Below are 16,993 nucleotides of genomic sequence, written 5' to 3' on the forward strand. Positions count from 1 at the left end.
CGGACGGACTGATGCGCCTGCTGCCGATGCCCCCCTGGCTCCAATGGAGCGCAGCCTTGGCCACGGCCTGGGCGCGCTGGGCACCGCCTGGTGGGCTGTTGCTGGCCCTGCTCTGCAGCGGGCTGATGGCGGCCTATTCGGAGCTCGGTGAACCGAAGCCGATGGCCAGTTGGCAGTTGCTGGACATCGCGGGCGAAGGCGGCAGCGCGTTGATGGCCGGCATCTGGTGCGTGATGGTGCTTGGCTCGCGCCCGCGAGGTCGCGTGACCACCTTGCTGGCCGGTGGACTGGGGATGATCGCGCTGGGCAATTGCGCCGATTGCCTGGACGAGTTCTACCGCGTCTCGCACGAGGCCTGGTGGGACAACGTGGTCGAGGCCGCGCTGATGCCCGGCGGCATGCTGGTGCTCACGCTCGGCCTGTTGGGATGGCGCAAGGAGCAGATGCTGCTCAGCGAACACCTTCGCCAGCGTGAGCGCCTGTACCGCGATCACCGCGGCTTCGACCGCGTGACGCAGCTGGCCGATGCCGGCTACCTGCGCCAGCTGGTGCGTGTCGAGCAGCGCGAGCACCCCGACCAACCTTGTGCACTGTTGATGCTGGACGCCGGCCAGCTCTCGGGCTGCCTGCGTGTACACGGCCCAGCCGAGAGCGACCGCTTGTTGCAGGCCCTGACGCATCTGCTGCTGCTGAACCTGCGCGCCACCGATGTGCTGTGCCGCTATGCCGGTGACCGCTTCGCCGTGCTGCTCCCGGCGACTGCCGGCGCCATGGCGACGCAACTCGCGGCGCAGTTGCGCCAGGCGGTGGCGAGCCTGAGCTTCCACACGCGAGACGGCCAGTTGATCGAGGCGCGGGTCCCGCAACTGGTGCTCGCCGAGATCGACGGGGAAGAGGCCGACCCGGTGGACGCGCTGGTTGCCGCCCTGAACCGCCGCCGCCAGGCGAGCCCGTCATGATGCTGGCGTTGGGCGGCGACATGCAGCTGCACTTGCCGCCGGCCGGCCGCTGCTATGAGGCGGATACCGGCTTCGTGCCGGCGCAGCACCACGCCGGCCTGTTGCTCGAGTATGCGCGCCAGCGTGAACTGTCGCTGCCCGAGGCCGCAGGGCAGCCCGCATGGCGCGAGAGGATCAGTCCGCGCGAGCTGCTGAATCTGCTGGTGGACGTGGTGCGTGCCGATCGTGCGCCAGACACGGCCTTTCTGCTCGGCCAAGCATGGTGGCCCGGCCACGCAGGCGCCGCCAGCCATGCGCTGGCCCACGCGGCCGACCTCGGCCAGGCGCTGGCACTGCTGGTCGAGCATTCCGCCACCTTGAGCCCCTTGTTGACACCGCGTTGCCTGCTCGGCCCGCGCCATGCGCTGGTCTACTGGCTGGACGCGAGCGGCGAACATGCGCACCGCAACCTGCTGGTCGACCTGCACGCCAGTGCGCTGGTCGCGATGGCGCGCTGGCTGTCAGGCGAGCACCTGCCATGGGTGGTGTGCCTGAACCGACCGGCGCCGCGCGATGGTGCGCAGCTCGACACGCACCTCGGCAGCAGCCTGCGTTTCGACTGCCAGCTCGATGCCTTGCTGATCGATGCGCAATGGCTGCAGCGGCCCTGGCCGCGCGGCCAGGGCATGGCGGCCGAGGCGGCGCGGCGCGGCGGCCAGCAGCGCGACGGCCAGCCCGTGCGCGGCATGCTGGCGGCGCTGTACGACCACCTGTTGCGACAGCTGCTCGATGCGGCCGAGGACACGACGCTGCCTGCGCCCACGCTGGAGCGGGCTGCCGCCGCATTCGCGACGAGCCCGGCCACGTTCAAGCGCGTCTTGGCACGCCACGGCACCCACTTCCAGGCCGAGCTGGACCAGGTGCGGGCGCACCTCGCGATGCACCTGTTCCACCACCAGGGCCTGGCCAACGACGAGGTCGCGCGCCAGCTGGGCTTTCACGACAGCACCAACTTCCGCCGCTCGTTCAAGCGCTGGACGGGCATGACGCCGAGCTTGCTGCGCGCGGCGCTGGGCGCCGTGGGGCTTTGACGGCCGCCGGCGCGACGCCGGCTGGCGGTTGCTACTTTGCAGATACGCTGCCGAGGCTCTTCACGGTCGCAGCCCCAGACATGGCGAGGATGGGACTGACGTCTCCGTAGTAGCTGACGCCGGACGATCCTCCCAGCGAGACGTGCAGTGACTCCTTGGCCCAGACAACGGCTTGTGCGGAGCCGCCACCGCCGACCGAAACAGCGTTCGCCGCAAGCTGTGAGGCTTCCACGACGGATGAGCCGCCCAACTCGGACGCAAAGTCTTCGGCAACCCCGCTGACCTTGAGCGCACTTGAGCCGCCGAGTGAGGCGTGCAGCTTGTCGATAGAAACCGACCTCAACGTGACGGCGCTGGATCCTCCCATGCTTAGGCGCAGCGAAGGGCTCCTCAGGTCCTCTGCCAATACGGCAACTTCTCCAGTCGTTGCAATGCTGCTGATGCGCCGTGTGGTCACGACGACCTCGGCATTCGAAGACTTGTAGTGTTTGGCGTCCGCAATGATGAGCGTTCCATCTTCGACATGTGTCTCAATGAGCGGTGCAATGTTGCTTTCGGCGTGCACCTCGACGGAAGACCGATCACCTTGCCTGACCACGATCCTCGCACTGGTGTCGAGCTTCAAAGCTTGAAAGCGCTCGACGGTTCGGCTCTCTTTGACAACGGGCCCTGAAGCGGCAACTGGCCAGAGACGGCTCAAGTCCAGAGCCGACGCCTCCTGCAGATGCAGCAGCGAAACCATGAGAGCAAGAACATGGAGCGGAGATCTGCCAACACGAACGGAGATTGGTTTCACGGGCGCCTCATGATCAGAAAAGCTCCATCGTTGCATCAGGTCGCGACCACGGAAACGGGAACCCGACAGGATGCAGCATGGCGCGACAGACCTGCATGGTGATGGTGTGACTTCCGAGCCACGGGACGCAGCCGACGAGGGCCTTCTGGCGAGCCGAGCTCTCTTGGCGTTCGACACCTCGAAAGTCCGACCGGCACGCCGCCTCCGGCGCTCGACGGTTCTTGCACTGTCGACTTTCGCTTCACGGGACCACTTCCAAGGTGCCCACCCGCGCGGACAGGCGGACACGGTGCATATCTGATGAAAATTCACAATGCTTGACTTAATTTGAGAATTTATGGATAGTTCGTATCCATTAAACGGTATGAGCAACGCTCCGAATGAAAACCAGCAAAGCCCAGCAGGACGCCACCCGTGCGCGCATCGTGCGCTGTGCGGTCGATTTGATCGTGCGCCACGGTTACGACGCGGTCACGATGAAAGACATCGCGAAGGCGGCGGCGATCGGCGACGCAACGATCTACAAGTACTTCGCAACCAAGGAGCGGTTGATCCTCGGCTACTTCGATCAAGTGACCGAGCAGGCGGTGCGTGTCGCCCACGAAACACCGGACTTCGCCTCGTACGACCTGCAGTCGAAACTGCAACGTCTGACCGACGCCTTGCTCGAGCTGCTGGCGCCCGATCGCGCGTTCGTCGGTGTGGCCGGTGACATGCTGAAGAAGTCGCCGCTGCTGCTGCTCGGTGATCAGCTCCAGGCCAAGCTGACGCTGAAGGAGGCCGTGGCGACATTTCTCGACGCCGCGGTGCAGCAGGGCGAGCTGCCGCCCAGCGACTTCGCCCGCCCGATGGCGGGCATGTACGCGGACTTCTGCTATGGCGTCATGGCCTTCTGGATGCGCGATGAGACGCCCCATGCCGCCGAGACCACGCGTTTCGTCGACCAGGTGCTGGGCGTGGCCGTCGCCATGCTCAAGGCGGGTTTGCCGGATCGATTGGTGCATCTGGCGGGCTTCGTGCTGCGCAGCCAGATCGCCCGCGTGATGGATGTCGCGGTGCATGCCCGGCCCCGGCAGGATGCCGAGGTGCCAGCGGCGAAGAAGAGGCGCGCGCCACCCCAAGCCGACACGGCAGGCAGCACGCGCAAGCCTCGCGGCACCCGTGGCGAGACCACCCAGCGCAAGCCATGACCGAACCGACCGGGAAAGCGCCGCGGACCGGCCGCCTCGCGCGTTCAGTGCTCGTCGGCACCACGGCGGCGCGCGTCGGTGCCAAGGCCGTGCGACACAGGCTGCGCGCATCGCCGTCGAAAGAGGTCGAGGAAGAGCACGAGGCCGAGATCGGGCGAATGATCTTCGCCGCCGTCACGCAGTTGCGCGGCACGGCGCTGAAGGCAGCGCAGATGTTGAGCATGGACGCCGGCGTGCTACCCGAGGGGATTCGCACGCAACTGGCTCGTGCCTCCCACCAGGCCATGCCGCTGAACCGTGCGCTCGTGTCGCGCGCCTTTCGGCAGGCCTTTGGCCAGGAGCCGCAAGCGTTGTATGCAAGCTTCGACCCCGACGCCTTTGCCGCGGCGAGCCTGGGTCAGGTGCATCGCGCCCGGCTGGACGACGGCACCGAGGTGGCGGTCAAGGTGCAGTACCCAGGCATCGCCGAGACGATCGACAGCGACCTGCGGTTGTTGCGAACGAGCCTGCGCGCGATCGGCCGCGAGCGGCTCGGCCTGCCGCCAGACGAACTGATCGACCAGATGCTGGCTGAAGTGCGCACCCAGCTGGCGCAGGAGGTCGACTACCTGTACGAGGCTGAGCAGCAGGCGTGGTTCATCGAGCATGCCCGGCATGCCGACATCGTCATGCCGCAGGTCGTGCCGGCGCTGACATGCAAGACGGTGCTCACGCAGCAATCGCTGCAAGGCCTGCATCTCGATGCGAGCCTGCGGCTGGGCCCTTCGCAGGCCACCCGTGATCGGCAGGCGCAGGCACTCTTCGACTGGTTCGTCGATTGCGCGTTCGAGCGAGGGCACATCCATGCCGACATGCACCTCGGCAATCTTCTGTTCCTGGACGACGGGCGGGTCGGGGTGCTGGACTTCGGCTGCACGCGCAAGCTCACCGCGCCGTTCGTCAGGGGCCTGGCACGGTCGTGGCTGACCTGGTTGAGGCAGGGCTCCGGCGTCTCCAGCGCATTGCTGGCCAACTACCGAGAGCTCGGCGTGGCCGGCTTGGGACTCGGGCTGAAGGATTTCGAGCAAAGCGTTCTGCCGAAGATCGCGCCCGTGCTCGATTGGGCGACGCAGGCGTTCGCGACGGAGCGCTTCGAGTTCAGCGGCAAGACGCCGTTCCCGACGCCCAGCTTCGACGGACGATCCCAGCATCCGGCGTCATTCATTGCCCGCCTGCCGCCCGAGCTTCTCTCCTTCGATCGGGCGTGGTTCGGGTTGATGCACCTGCTGACACGTCTGCAAGGCCAGGTGGACACGCGGGCGTCGATGGCGAAGCTCGAGGCCGCCGCTCAGTGATGCACCACGATGCTTCGCAGGCTCCGTTGCTGGCGCCGCGTCGTCCGGGCGAAGGAGCGCCTGATGGCGGGCCGCGGCGCAGCTGTCATTGTTGGTTTTGAAGACTGACCCGGGAGGTCACCATGGCCCAGATCCTGATCGTCGTGGCCGCGTATGTTTTTCTGCTCATGGGCGTTGCGCACGGGGCGCTCACGCTGCGCGACCTGAAGCGTCCCAGGGCATTCACGCCCCGCGATGCGTCGCTGCGTCAAGTCATGCAGCAATCGAGCATTGCCTTGCACCCCGCCATCAACCTTTGGAATGCGTGGCTGGGCTTCAGCATGACGCACAGCCTGGGCCTGGCGCTGTTCGGCGGCGGATTCCTGTATGTCGGCATCTTCGATCCCAACGCCTTCGCAACGTCATGGCTGCTTCAGATCGTGGCCGTGGTGGTGTCGGCCGTCTATCTGGTCGTGTCCATCAAGTTCTTCTTCGTCAAGCCCGTGATGGGTTCGGCCATTGGGCTGGTCGGCTTTCTGATCGCGACGGCGCTGGCGTATGCCTGACCGCGATCAGCTCGTTTCCGCATGCGGCAGTGCCGAGGCCGGCAGGCCGAAGATCTTGTCGAAACCGAGGTTGAAGAGGTAGGTGTAGACGAGGAAGAACAGGATCAGGCCGAAGTCGTAGACCAGCGCCTCCCACCACGTGATGCCCAGCACCAAGGCGAACAGCGGCACGGTCATCAGCACCAGGCCCAGCTCGAAGCCGAACGCGTGCGCGGCGCGGCGCCGGAAGGTGCGGCCCTTGCGGGGCTGCCGGGCCTCCCAGCGTTCGTACAAGCTGGTGTAGACCAGGTTCCAGGCCAGCGCGATGGCCGACGAGCCGATGCCGGCCAGCGTGGCGTTCGGTGCGGCACTGCCGGAGAGCCACGCGAGGCCCACGCTGGTGATGACGATCGCCAGCGCTTCATACAGCGTGGCATAGAGAACTCTGCGGCGGACGGCTTGCACCGGTGGCCCCTTCGGATGAGGCCGGGCCGTCCCGGACATGTTTCTTGCGCAGCTCGCCGATCGGTGGCGGCTGGGGGAGGTCGTCCTCCCTGGGCGCCCGCCGTGGTCGCTCGACCAGCCGGCATGTAGGCGCCAATCTGCCGATTCTACGATTGGGCGCCTTGTCGCGCTGGCGGGTTCATTGGGCATCCTTCCAGAACTTGTACCGGAGCGCGAGCCCGCATCATGGGTTGCCAAGGTCGCCCAATGAAGTGGCGACAAGTCAAGGCGCGTCTGACTGCATGACCTTCAGTATCGACTTGCGCATCCAGCTGTGAGCCGGCTCATTCGCCCGTTTGGCATGGCAAAACGCCTTCAACCGATACGGCATCTCGAATGGGGGTTCGTGGATCGCCATTGACACCATGTCCTTCAGGACGTGTGCCGCCCGCAGTGGCAAGGTCAGCACCAACTCGCTGTTCGCGATGACAAAGGGTGCAGCGAGCACCGAGGGAATGCGCACGGCAACCTGACGGCTCCACCCCCGTTTGGCAAGTTCGTGGTCGATCGGTCCCTTTGCCTCTCCCCAAGGGGCGACCACCAGATGGCGCGCCGCGAGAAACTGCTCCAACGTGAGCTTGCCTTGAATCTGTGAATGGGAGCGGCTGGTGACGACGACATAACGGTCGGTGAACCAGTCGAACTCGTGGATCAGAGGCGTGGACTCGGCGTCGGCTTGCGTGTAGCCCAGCGCAAAGTCGATCGCTCCGGAAATCAGCGCTTCGACCGGCACCTTGCGGCTGCTTTGCACGACCTGAATGCGCAGCCTTGGCGCCGCAGTCTTGAAGTACGCGACAAGACGTGGAAACAGCACGAGGGTGGTGTAGTCCGTTGCGGAGAAGACGAACGTGCGGTCGCTCTTGAGCGGGTTGAAGGTTGTGGCGCTGCGCATCCCGTCGTCCAGCACCTTCAGAGCGCTGGCGACGCTTGGCGCGATCTGCTCCGCCAGCACCGAAGGCTTCATGGTGTTGCCGACTCGGTAGAACAACTCGTCTTGAAGACTCTCGCGCATTCTGGTCAGTGCATGGCTGAAGGCCGAGGGGCTCACGGCGCATTCACTGGCCGCGGCCTGCACCGAACGCAAGCGAAAGAGCGCATCGAACAACACCAGCAAGTTGAGGTCGAAGCGGCGGGCGTCAAAGCTGAATTCCATGCAGTTCGCCTTGAAAAGAATGCACTGGTCTCAGTTTATTCGGATCGCTAGCATCGTCAGCAATCGACATATCGAGGCAACACCCATGCACTGGCGTACAAGACTGATCCACAGCGAGGCCACGGTGCCTGGCGGCTTCGCGTCCCTCTCAACTCCCGTGTACCGAGGGTCAACCGTCGTCTTCGACAGGCAGGCCAGCGTGGCCGACCAGTGGCGAGCGGAGCGCGGTTACAGCTACGGGCTGTATGGAACCCCGACGACACTGGAACTGGGCGCGCGCATCGCGGAGATGGAAGGCGCACGACACACCTTCATCGTGCCAGGTGGACAGGCGGCGATTGCACTCGTCTACCTCTCTCGATGCAAAGCCGGAAGCCATGCGCTGGTCCCGCACAGCGCGTACGGCCCGAACCGAGAAATGGCGAACGGCCTGCTGCGACAGTTCGGCGTAGAGGTCGAGCCTTACGATCCACTGGTGGGCGAGGGGATTGCCCGCTTGATCAGGCCAGAGACGAGCTTGGTGTGGTGCGAGAGTCCAGGCTCGATCACGATGGAGGTGCAGGATCTGCCGGCCATCGTGGCTGCAGCCCGTTCGCGGGGTGTCACCGTCGCACTCGACAACAGCTATGCCGCGGGGGTCTTGCTGGACGCCTTCGCGTTGGGTGTCGACATCAGTGTGCAGGCTCTCACCAAGTACGTCGGCGGTCACAGCGACTTGCTGTTGGGGTCGGTCTCGGTCCGGACCGACCAGATGTTCGAAGCCGTGGGATCGGTATGGCACCAGCTGGGCATGGCCGTTTCGCCTGATGACTGCAGCTTGGCGTTGCGGGGTTTGCAAACGCTCGGCATCAGGCTAGACCGGGTGGGGCGATCAGCGCTCGAGATTGCGCAATGGTTGGCATTGCGGCCCGAGGTTGATCGTGTGCTTCATCCGGCGCTGTCGACTTGTCCCGGCCATGCGCAATGGCGGCGTGATTTCAAGGGCTCGGCGAGCGTCTTCTCCATTGTGTTCAAGGCGCACTTTTCAGGCGAGCAGGTCGCTGCCTTCATCGACGCGCTGTCGCTCTTCAAGATCGGTTTCAGCTGGGGAGGCGTGACCAGCCTGGCCGTCGCCTTTCCCGATCTGCAGCGCCCGGGTATCGACTACCAGGGGCGGCTGGTGCGGTTGAACATTGGCCTTGAAGAAGTCGATGACCTGAAATTGGACCTGGCCCACGCGTTGCAGGCCATGGCCCTGACGACCCGATAGGATGCCGCCCCATCATGTCAAGTTGACGGAACAGAGAATGCGCTTGGAGCTGCGGCAGAGGATCATCCAGGTTTGCGAACGAAAGATGCTTGAGAAGGGCACTGACGTTGGCCTTTCCTTCTACGCATTCTTTGCCAACAAGAACGACGACCCGAGCCTGTTGATGGAAGCCGCCACGTGGTGGATTCAGACGCATCAGCTCGACCATTTCGAGAAGGCGCTGAAGATCAAGCGCATGGTCGAGATGGAGCTGCCATGACGTGTCTGGGTCAGCCTGCTCGTCACTGTGCCTGATAGAGGCTGCACCGATCTCGTGCTGAAGCTTCAGTTCAGGCCTGCGTCACCTCCGGCGTCGTCACCGGCCCCCGGCCGCTGAAGCGGTCGAGCGCCAGGTAGATCACCGGCGTGATGTAGAGCGTGATGGCCTGCGAGAAGACCAGCCCGCCGACGACGGCCAGGCCGAGCGGCTGGCGCAGCTCGGCGCCAGCGCCTATGCCAAGCGCGATCGGCAGCGCGCCCATCAACGCAGCCAGCGTCGTCATCATGATCGGCCGAAAGCGCAGCACGCAGGCCTCGCGGATGGCTTCGGCCGGGCCCACGCCGTGGCTGCGTTGCGCGTCGAGCGCGAAGTCGATCATCATGATCGCGTTCTTCTTCACGATGCCGATCAGGAGCACGATGCCGATCGTCGCGATCAGCGTCAGGTCCTGGCCGAACAGCATCAGCGTGCCCAGCGCGCCGACGGCGGCCGACGGCAGGCCCGCCAGGATCGTCAGCGGGTGGATGAAGCTCTCGTACAGCACGCCCAGCAGCACATAGATCACCAGCAGCGCCGCGATGATCAGCACCGCCTGGTTGCCCTGCGAGCTCTTGAACACCGCCGCATCGCCGCCGTAGGTGGCCACGATGGTGGCCGGCATGTGGATCGCGTTGCGCGCGGCGTCGACCTTGGCGGTGGCGTCGCCCAGTGCCACGCCGGGCGCGAGGTTGAACGACACCGTCACCGCCTGCAATTGGCCCACGTGGTTGACCGAGGTCGGGCCGACGCTGCGCTCGATGGTCGCGAAGCTCGACAAGGGCACGAGTGCACCGGTGGTCGAGCGCACGTGGATGCCGTTCATGGCGCGCTCGTCCTGTTTGGCCTCGGGCGCCACTTCCATGATGACCTGGTAGCTGTCGGTCGGCAGGTAGATGGTCGACACCTGGCGCTCGCCGAAGGCGTTGTACAGCGCGGTGCGCACTGCGTCGATCGACACGCCCAGCGTGTTCGCGCGGTCACGGTCGATCTTCAGCTCGGCCTGCAGCCCGCGCAGCTGCGCGTCGCTGTTCACGTCGCGGAAGTCAGGGTCGGCGCGCAGCTTTTCCTGCAGCTTCAGGGCCCAGTTGTTCAACTCGTCGGCGCGTACGCTCTGCAGGACGTACTGGTAGCGCGCCTTGCTGATGCGACCACCCAACCGCAGGTTCTGGATAGGTGACGGGAACACGTTCAGCCCGGCCACTTCGCGAAGGTCACGGCGCAGCCCCTCGAGGACTTTCTTCATCGGCTCGCGCTCACCGCGTGGCTTCAAGTTGATGAACATGCGGCCGGTGTTCTGGGCGCCCCCACCGCCGCCGTTGAAGGAACTCACCGTCGCCACGTTCGGGTTGGCGCGCACGATCGCGGCGGCGCGCTCCTGCAGGCGGACCATTTCGGGGAAGGAGGTGTCTTCGGCGGCCTCGGTGTTGATGAACACTTGGCCGATGTCCTCCTCCGGGAAGAAGCCTTTCGGGATCACGACGAACAGCCAAGCGGTCGCGACAAAGGTCAGCAGCGCGACGAACAGCACCAGCTTGCGGTGGCCCAGCGCCGCGTCCAGCGTGCGGCTGTAGGCGCCGAGCAGCGCATCGAAGCCGCGCTCGAAGGCCCGCACCATCGCACCCGGGCGCTTCTTGTGCTCTTCGTCGGTCAGAAAGCGGCTGGCCAACATTGGCACCAACGTCAACGAGACGAAGGCCGAGACGATGATCGCCAGGCCGACGATGACCGCGAACTCGTGGAACAGCAGGCCGATCACACCCGGCATGAAGAAGATCGGGATGAACACCGCGACCAGTGAGGTCGAGATCGAGATGATCGTGAAGCCCACTTCGCGCGAGCCGCGCAACGCCGCCTGGAACGGGCGCTCACCTTTTTCGACATGGCGCACGATGTTCTCCAGCATCACGATCGCGTCGTCGACGACCAGGCCGACGGCCAGCGTCAGGCCCAGCAGCGAGATGTTGTCCAGGCTGTAGTTCAGGCCCCAGAGCAATGCGACGGCGCCGACCAGCGACACCGGCAGCGACAACGTCGGGATGGCGGTGGCAACGAAGCGGCGCAGGAACAGGAAGATCACCATCACCACCAGCGCGATCGTGCCCAGCAGCGTCAGGGTCACATCGTGCAGCGCATCGCGGATCGAGACGGAGCGGTCGTTGACGGCGGTGATGTTCACCGACTGCGGTAGCTCCTTCTTCAGCTCCGGCAGCGCGGCGCGCACCGCGTCGACCACTTTCACCGTATTCGCACCCGGCTGGCGGAATACCGCCACCGAGATCGACGGGTCGCCGTTCAGCGTGGCCCAGGTCTTCAGCGACTCGATGCTGTCTTCGACCGCGGCGACGTCTTTCAGACGCACGCTGTTGCCGGCGCGGGTGGCGACGATCAGCTCGGCGAACTCGGCCGCGTTGCGCAACTGCCGGTTGGCCTGCAGCGTCAGCGTCTGGCGCGGGCCTTCGAGCGTGCCGACGGGGGTGTTGACGTTGGCTGCACGCAGCGCGGCACTCAGCTCGTCGAGCCCGATGTTGCGCGCCGACAGCGCTTCGGGGTTCACGCGCACCCGCACCGCGAAGCGCTTGGCGCCGAAGATGTTGACCTGCGCCACGCCGTCGATCGTCGACAACGCCGGCGTGATCAGGTGCTCGGCAAAGTCTTGCAGCTCGGTCGGCGCAAGCGACTGCGAGGTGAGGGCGATGAACAGCACCGGCGAGTCGGCCGGGTTGATCTTGCGGTACGACGGCGGCGAGGTCATGTCCTGCGGCAGCCCGCGCTGGGCCCGCAGCAGCGCGGCCTGCACGTCGACCGAAGCCGCGTCGATGTCGCGGCCTTCCTCGAACTCCAGCGTCAGCGAGGTATTGCCCAGCGTGCTGGACGAACTGATGGTCTTCAGCCCCGGGATGGTCTGGAACTGCTTTTCCAGCGGCAGCGCCACCGAGGTCGCCATCGTTTCCGGGCTGGCGCCCGGCAGCGAGGCACCGACGTTGATGACCGGCGTGTCGTAGCTGGGCAGCGCGGCGATCGGGATGCTCTGGTAGGCGATCACCCCGGCCAGCACGATGGCGGCGTTGAGCAGCACCGTCATCACCGGGCGGCGGATGAACAGTTCGGACAGGTTCATGGTGCCGATGCCTTCTTGCTGGGTGCCGAGGCGGCGCCGGATGCGGCGGCCGCGCCTTCACGCGGCCGCTCGGTCACGGCGGCGCCGGGTCGCAGGTTCTGTCGGCCGTCGAGCACGATCTTGTCGCCCGCGCGCACACCGGTGACCGCGGCGTCTTCGCCTTCGGCATGCACCAACTGCACCGGCTTGGCCTCGGCCTTGCCGCCTTGGACGGTGTACACGATGCTGCCGCGCGCGCTCTGGATGATGGCGGCCTGCGGCACGATCACCGCGTCTTTCAGGGTGCGCGCCGTCATCGCGATGTTGACGAATGCGCCCGGCCACAGCTTGCCGGCGCCGTTGTCGAACACCGCCTTGACCTTGACCGTGCCGGAGGCCGGATCGACCAGGTTGTCGACGAATTTCAGCCGGCCTTCGAGCTTGCCGGCGCCCTCCGGCAGCGTGGCACTCACGCGCGCGCCACCGCCGGGCAATGCGGCCAGCGCGTCGGCCAGGTGGCGCTGCGGCAGGCTGAAGGCGACGGCGATCGGATCGAGCTGGGTGATCGTGACCAGCGTGGTCGTGTTGGCCTGTACCGCGCTGCCGGGGTAGACGCTGATCGTGCCGACGCGGCCGGCGCTGGGTGCGGTGACGCGCGCGTAGCCCAGCGCCACACGGGCGGCGGCCAGCGCTGCGCGGTCAGAGGCGACCAGCGCGGTCTGCGCGTCGACCTGGGCCTGGTTCGCGTCGACTGCACCTTGCGAAATGAAATTCTGCGCCAGCAGCTCGCGGCTGCGTGTCAGCTGGCGTTGTGCGTCGGCCAGCGCGGCCTGGTCGCGAGCCACCTGGGCCTGGGCCTGGGCGACCTTGGCTTCGTCGGTGCGCGAATCGAGCGTGAACAGCAGTTCGCCGGCCTTGACGAACTGGCCTTCGCGGATGTGCACCCTGGACACCACGCTGGTCAGCTGCGGTCGCATGTCGACGCTGGACAGTGGCGCCACCGTGCCGGTGGCCGTCAGCTCGATGGCCAGGTCGCGCTGGGCGGCCGTCACGGTGGTCACGCCCACCGGCGGTGTCGAGGCTGCGCCGGCGGGGGCGGAGGCTGCGACCGAGGGGGCCGGCGCACCACCGCCGCCCTTGTTGCAGGCAGACAGCGTGGCCAGGATGGAGGTCAGAAACAGGGCGCGGCAAAACGGGACGAGCCTGGTCATGGATGATCGGTTGTGGGCGTTGTTGTCAGGAAATCAGGGCGTGACGAACACCTTCCGCAGCACGGCCAGCCCGGCATGCAGGGTGCGCAGTTCTTCTTGGCTTCGAGTGGCCAGTACCTGGGCCAGTTCAGCCCGCGCGTCGAGGCGGATCTGCACCAGCTGGGCTGCGCCGGCCGCGGTGAGGTGGAGTTGGGAGCGGCGCCGGTCGTCGGCGGCCGTGCGGGGCTCGACGGCGCCGGCACGGACCAGGCGGTCGATCATGGCCGACGCGGTGGGCAGCGCCACGCCCAGAAGGGCCGCCACGGCGCTGACCGAGGCTCCGGGTTGGTGGGCGATGAAATTGAGGCAGCGGAACTGCGGCACCGAGAGCTGGTCGCCGACATGGCCACGCATCGCGTGGCGCAATGCGTCCATCACCGCCGGGATCACTTCTAACACCTCGGCGGCGCTGTCACCCACCGAGACTGCTGAAGAGGTGGGGGCAGGGCGCTGGCGGGGCATTGCTTAGCTGGGCTAACCAACGGACGAGCGTACCACCGCACCATGACGCGGCGCCGCCTTGGCCGGCCGGATTTACGCAACCGAAACCATCGCGGCTCGGTCACCGCGGCGGCCGAGCGTGTCAGGCCGACACACCAACGCGGTTGCGGCCCTCGCGCTTGGCGGTCAGCAGCAGGTCGTCGGCGGCTTTCAGCAGCGCGTCGGGCGAATCGGGGGCGAGGGTGGTGTCGGCCACGCCGGCTGAAAAGCTCAGGCCCTGCAGCGCAGTGCCGCCCACGTCGAAGGTCTGGGTCCGCCAGCGCCGCAACAGCGCTTGCACCTTGCGGCGGGCGCCGGGCGCATCGGTGCGCGGCATCAACAGGCAGAACTCTTCACCGCCGTAGCGGCAAGCCACGTCGCTGCGGCGGCAGTGCGCGGCCAGCAGTTCGCCGAAGGCAGCGAGCAGGCGGTCGCCGGCGGCGTGGCCATGCATGTCGTTGACGAGCTTGAAGTGATCGAGGTCGATGATCGCCAGCGCCATGGTCTGCGCCTCTCGCCCGGCCAGCGCGAACAGCGTCGGCAACGCGTCGTTCAAGTGGCGACGGTTGAACAGGCCGGTCAGCGGGTCGTGCGTGGCCTGCTGCACCAGCGCCTGCTGCAGCGACTCGACCTCGTGGATCTTGCGCTGCAGCGCGCCGTTGGCTTCGGCCAGTTCAGCGCGCGCGCGTTCGAGGCTGCGGCGGTGGGCATCGTTCTCGTCCAGCCGGTGCTGCAGGCGCAGCAGCTCGGTCTGCAGCGCGGCGGCCTGGTAGCGCGCCAGCGAGGCCATCTGGGTCTGCAGGCGGTACAGGCGCTGGCATTGGCGCAGCGCGGCCAGCGACCTTATGGTGTCGCCACAGGCCTCGTGGGCTTCGCTGAGCACCGCGAAGAATTGAGCCCGTATGCGCACACTCAGGCCACCGGCTTGGTCGCTGGCCGCGGCATATTCGGCCGGCATCAGCGCGCCGACCGCATCGGCAGGGTGCCCTTGCGCCAGCGCCAGCAGCGCGGCGGCAGTGGCGCGTTCGAGCCGCTCGTCGGGCAGCAGCGCATCGCCTTGCGCCCACGAGCGATCGACCAGCCGGGCGCCGAGCTCGAGGTCACCCGCGCGGATGGCGGCGATGGCCAGCGTCTCGAAGTGGGCGGCCATGCGACCGCGCCCGCTCGGGTCGGCGGGCATCGCCAGCAACGTGTGGATGTCGGGCATCGCCTCGGCCGCGCGGCCGAGTTCGGTCAACCCGATCACCCGGTTGATCCACAGCACGCTTTGCAGCCGCGCGTTTTTCAGGGCCCCGCCACGCGCCAGCCCTTGCGCCACGTGCATCAGGGAGTGCTCGTAGTCACCGATCTGCAGCAGTTCGTGCGCGAGGTTGCAATGCAAGACGGTGTCGAAGCCGCGGCCGCCGCGAGGGCCGGCGTGGCGCAGCGCTTCGAACATGTAGGCGAAGGCTTGCGCCGAGTTGCCCTGGGCCGAATAACAGCCGGCCACCGCGTTCAGCAGCACGCCGAGCTGTTCGTGCTTGAGCACATGCACGCCGCGGTCGCGCAGCGGCAGCACCATGTCCAGCGCTTCCTGCACGCGGCCCTGGCGCCACAGCGAGCGGGCCATGCCGGCGCCGGTGATCAGTTGCCCAGGGCGGTCGCCCGCCTGATCGAAGCAGGCTTGCGCACGGCGCAGTTCTTCGGCCGCTTCCACGGCCGTGGCGTAGTACAGCAGGTGAAAACCGAGCGCCAGGCGGCCCCAACCTTCGGCCGAGGCATCCGACCCCCGTTGGGCCGATGCGATGGCCTTTTCCGCCATCGAACGCGCCAGTGCAGAGTCAACATGCAGCGCGTTCCACGCGCGGCGGGCCAGGCGCATGGCGGGCGAGGGGGGCGGACGCTTGGTCGCCATCAGGAAGGGGGACACGGGCAAGCCTACGACGCGATGACGGTCTCGACCAGCTCGTGCCGGCCGATGGGCGACGCGCGGCCGTCGTGCCACTCCGTCAACTGGTAGCCGTTGGTATAGACCACGCTGCCGTTGGCGCGCAGGTCGAACGAGGCCACATGCTTGGCCAATGTCTGCCAGCTGCCGCCGTTCGGGCGGCGAACCAGCTCCCAAGAGGCGGGCACCAGGTTGCCAGCGTGCTGCGGATCGTCGCGCACCTTGCGCAGCTCGATCATGCGGCCATGCAGCCACAGGCGCCCCAGGTCCTGGTCCAACTCGGGCGTGCGCGGGCCGCCGGCCGAGCGCAGCGGCTCCTTGCCGTAGACGGTGGAAAAGAAATTCAAGTAACCGAACACGGCCTTCAGCAGGCGTACCGGCATCATCAGCGTGTCGACCAGCGCGCCGCCGGCCCGCTCGTGGGCAGGCTTCTCGACCGGGCGTCGGATGGCGTAGAGCGTGCCGTCGGCCGCCATCTTGGGCGCGACGAAGTCGTGCTGGCGGTCGTCGACGAGCGTGTCGAGCTGGCCGCTCTTGTAGTCGAGTCGGCACAGTGTCGCGTGGGCGACAGCGGCCACATGCCCATGTTGCGGGTGGCGGGCCACGCCGCTGCTTTGGTAGACCAGTGCCGACGCGGCACCGGGCACCATGGCGGGCGCCGCGTCGATGCAGTCGCCACCGGTAACAGCGCCCTTGAGCGTGCCCTCTTCGTCGTAGACCTCGAGCTGGGCGGTGCCGTCGGCCAGGCCGATCGCCAGCACCAGGTGCTGGTGACCGGGGTTGTAGGTCAGGCCGTGCACGGCGATGCCGCTGCGGTGGAACAGCCGCACCTCGCGGTCTTCGTCCAGGTGCAGGCGGAACAGGCCGGTCGATTCGCCGACGCGCAGCACGTAGTACAAGGATTGCGTGTCCGGGCCGAAGGCTGCATGCAGAAAGCGCGGCGGCGCCATCGGGCCCGACTGCTGCGAGCCCCACAGCGTGTTGCCCGGGATCACGCCGGTCTGCTCACGTGGCGCGTGTTTCCACGAGGTGTTGCGGCGGCTGCGCTCGTCGCGCTCGATCACTTCGCGCGCAAAGGCCGAGCTGATTTGCCGCGGCGGCTGGCCGTCGCGGTGTAACCACAACTCTCCCTTGGCAATGGCCAACGTTTGCATTCTTCCCT

The 16,993-nt window shown here is 66.8% G+C and carries 15 protein-coding genes; 7 read left to right on the forward strand and 8 right to left on the reverse strand.

Annotated features, from left to right (window positions below; all coding sequences use genetic code 11):
- The first annotated feature begins 11 nt into the window (after positions 1 to 11).
- Positions 12 to 959, forward strand: a complete 948-nt coding sequence (locus VFY73_RS03575) for a GGDEF domain-containing protein (RefSeq protein WP_329716539.1) — start codon at positions 12 to 14, stop codon at positions 957 to 959.
- Positions 956 to 2,029, forward strand: a complete 1,074-nt coding sequence (locus VFY73_RS03580; RefSeq protein WP_329716540.1) for a helix-turn-helix transcriptional regulator — start codon at positions 956 to 958, stop codon at positions 2,027 to 2,029. The genes VFY73_RS03575 and VFY73_RS03580 overlap by 4 nt, the downstream gene beginning before the upstream one ends.
- A 31-nt stretch (positions 2,030 to 2,060) precedes the next feature.
- Here VFY73_RS03580 and VFY73_RS03585 read toward each other — a convergent pair whose 3' ends face one another.
- Positions 2,061 to 2,771: a head GIN domain-containing protein gene (locus tag VFY73_RS03585; RefSeq protein ID WP_329716541.1), complete on the reverse strand. Its 711-nt coding sequence runs from the start codon at positions 2,769 to 2,771 to the stop codon at positions 2,061 to 2,063.
- Positions 2,772 to 3,205: 434 nt separating this feature from the next.
- On the opposite strand from VFY73_RS03585, the gene VFY73_RS03590 reads away from it, so the two are divergent.
- From VFY73_RS03590 to VFY73_RS03600, 3 genes are all read left to right on the forward strand, one after another.
- The gene (locus VFY73_RS03590; RefSeq protein ID WP_329716542.1) at positions 3,206 to 4,015 is read left to right on the forward strand and encodes a TetR/AcrR family transcriptional regulator; all 810 of its coding nucleotides are present in this window, start codon (positions 3,206 to 3,208) and stop codon (positions 4,013 to 4,015) included.
- A complete protein-coding gene (locus VFY73_RS03595; protein WP_329716543.1) occupies positions 4,012 to 5,349 on the forward strand; it encodes an AarF/ABC1/UbiB kinase family protein in 1,338 nt (445 codons plus the stop codon). The genes VFY73_RS03590 and VFY73_RS03595 overlap by 4 nt, the downstream gene beginning before the upstream one ends.
- 122 nt (positions 5,350 to 5,471) lie before the next feature.
- Positions 5,472 to 5,894, forward strand: coding sequence for an LIC_13387 family protein (locus VFY73_RS03600; RefSeq protein ID WP_329716544.1), 423 nt, complete (start codon positions 5,472 to 5,474; stop codon positions 5,892 to 5,894).
- Between the two features lie 6 nt (positions 5,895 to 5,900).
- On the opposite strand, the gene VFY73_RS03605 is transcribed toward VFY73_RS03600, so the two are convergent.
- Both VFY73_RS03605 and VFY73_RS03610 read right to left on the reverse strand, forming a co-directional pair.
- Positions 5,901 to 6,338, reverse strand: coding sequence for a PACE efflux transporter (locus tag VFY73_RS03605; protein WP_329716545.1), 438 nt, complete (start codon positions 6,336 to 6,338; stop codon positions 5,901 to 5,903).
- Between the two features lie 262 nt (positions 6,339 to 6,600).
- Positions 6,601 to 7,530, reverse strand: coding sequence for a LysR family transcriptional regulator (locus VFY73_RS03610; RefSeq protein ID WP_329716546.1), 930 nt, complete (start codon positions 7,528 to 7,530; stop codon positions 6,601 to 6,603).
- On the opposite strand from VFY73_RS03610, the gene VFY73_RS03615 reads away from it, so the two are divergent.
- Entirely contained in the window at positions 7,529 to 8,779 is a 1,251-nt protein-coding gene (locus tag VFY73_RS03615; protein WP_329716547.1) for a cystathionine beta-lyase, read from the forward strand. The two genes, VFY73_RS03610 and VFY73_RS03615, sit on opposite strands and share 2 nt — an antisense overlap.
- A 37-nt stretch (positions 8,780 to 8,816) precedes the next feature.
- The gene (locus tag VFY73_RS03620; RefSeq protein WP_329716548.1) at positions 8,817 to 9,038 is read left to right on the forward strand and encodes a DUF6500 family protein; all 222 of its coding nucleotides are present in this window, start codon (positions 8,817 to 8,819) and stop codon (positions 9,036 to 9,038) included.
- 70 nt (positions 9,039 to 9,108) lie between these two features.
- On the opposite strand, the gene VFY73_RS03625 is transcribed toward VFY73_RS03620, so the two are convergent.
- The 5 genes from VFY73_RS03625 to VFY73_RS03645 form a co-directional block, all read right to left on the reverse strand.
- Positions 9,109 to 12,195 carry an efflux RND transporter permease subunit gene (locus tag VFY73_RS03625; RefSeq protein WP_329716549.1) on the reverse strand — a complete coding sequence of 1,029 codons (3,087 nt, stop codon included), beginning with the start codon at positions 12,193 to 12,195 and terminating at the stop codon, positions 9,109 to 9,111.
- Positions 12,192 to 13,385: an efflux RND transporter periplasmic adaptor subunit gene (locus VFY73_RS03630; protein ID WP_329716550.1), complete on the reverse strand. Its 1,194-nt coding sequence runs from the start codon at positions 13,383 to 13,385 to the stop codon at positions 12,192 to 12,194. The genes VFY73_RS03625 and VFY73_RS03630 overlap by 4 nt, the downstream gene beginning before the upstream one ends.
- 33 nt (positions 13,386 to 13,418) lie before the next feature.
- Positions 13,419 to 13,844 (reverse strand): MarR family winged helix-turn-helix transcriptional regulator, encoded by a 426-nt coding sequence (locus VFY73_RS03635; protein WP_329716551.1) that lies wholly within the window; start codon positions 13,842 to 13,844, stop codon positions 13,419 to 13,421.
- Between the two features lie 163 nt (positions 13,845 to 14,007).
- A complete protein-coding gene (locus VFY73_RS03640; protein ID WP_329716552.1) occupies positions 14,008 to 15,813 on the reverse strand; it encodes a diguanylate cyclase in 1,806 nt (601 codons plus the stop codon).
- 8 nt (positions 15,814 to 15,821) lie between these two features.
- On the reverse strand, positions 15,822 to 16,985 hold the full coding sequence (locus VFY73_RS03645; protein WP_329716553.1) for a hypothetical protein: 1,164 nt from the start codon (positions 16,983 to 16,985) through the stop codon (positions 15,822 to 15,824).
- Positions 16,986 to 16,993 lie beyond the last annotated feature (8 nt).

The organism is Ideonella sp., assembly GCF_036277275.1.
Classification (GTDB): Bacteria; Pseudomonadota; Gammaproteobacteria; order Burkholderiales; family Burkholderiaceae_C; genus Ideonella.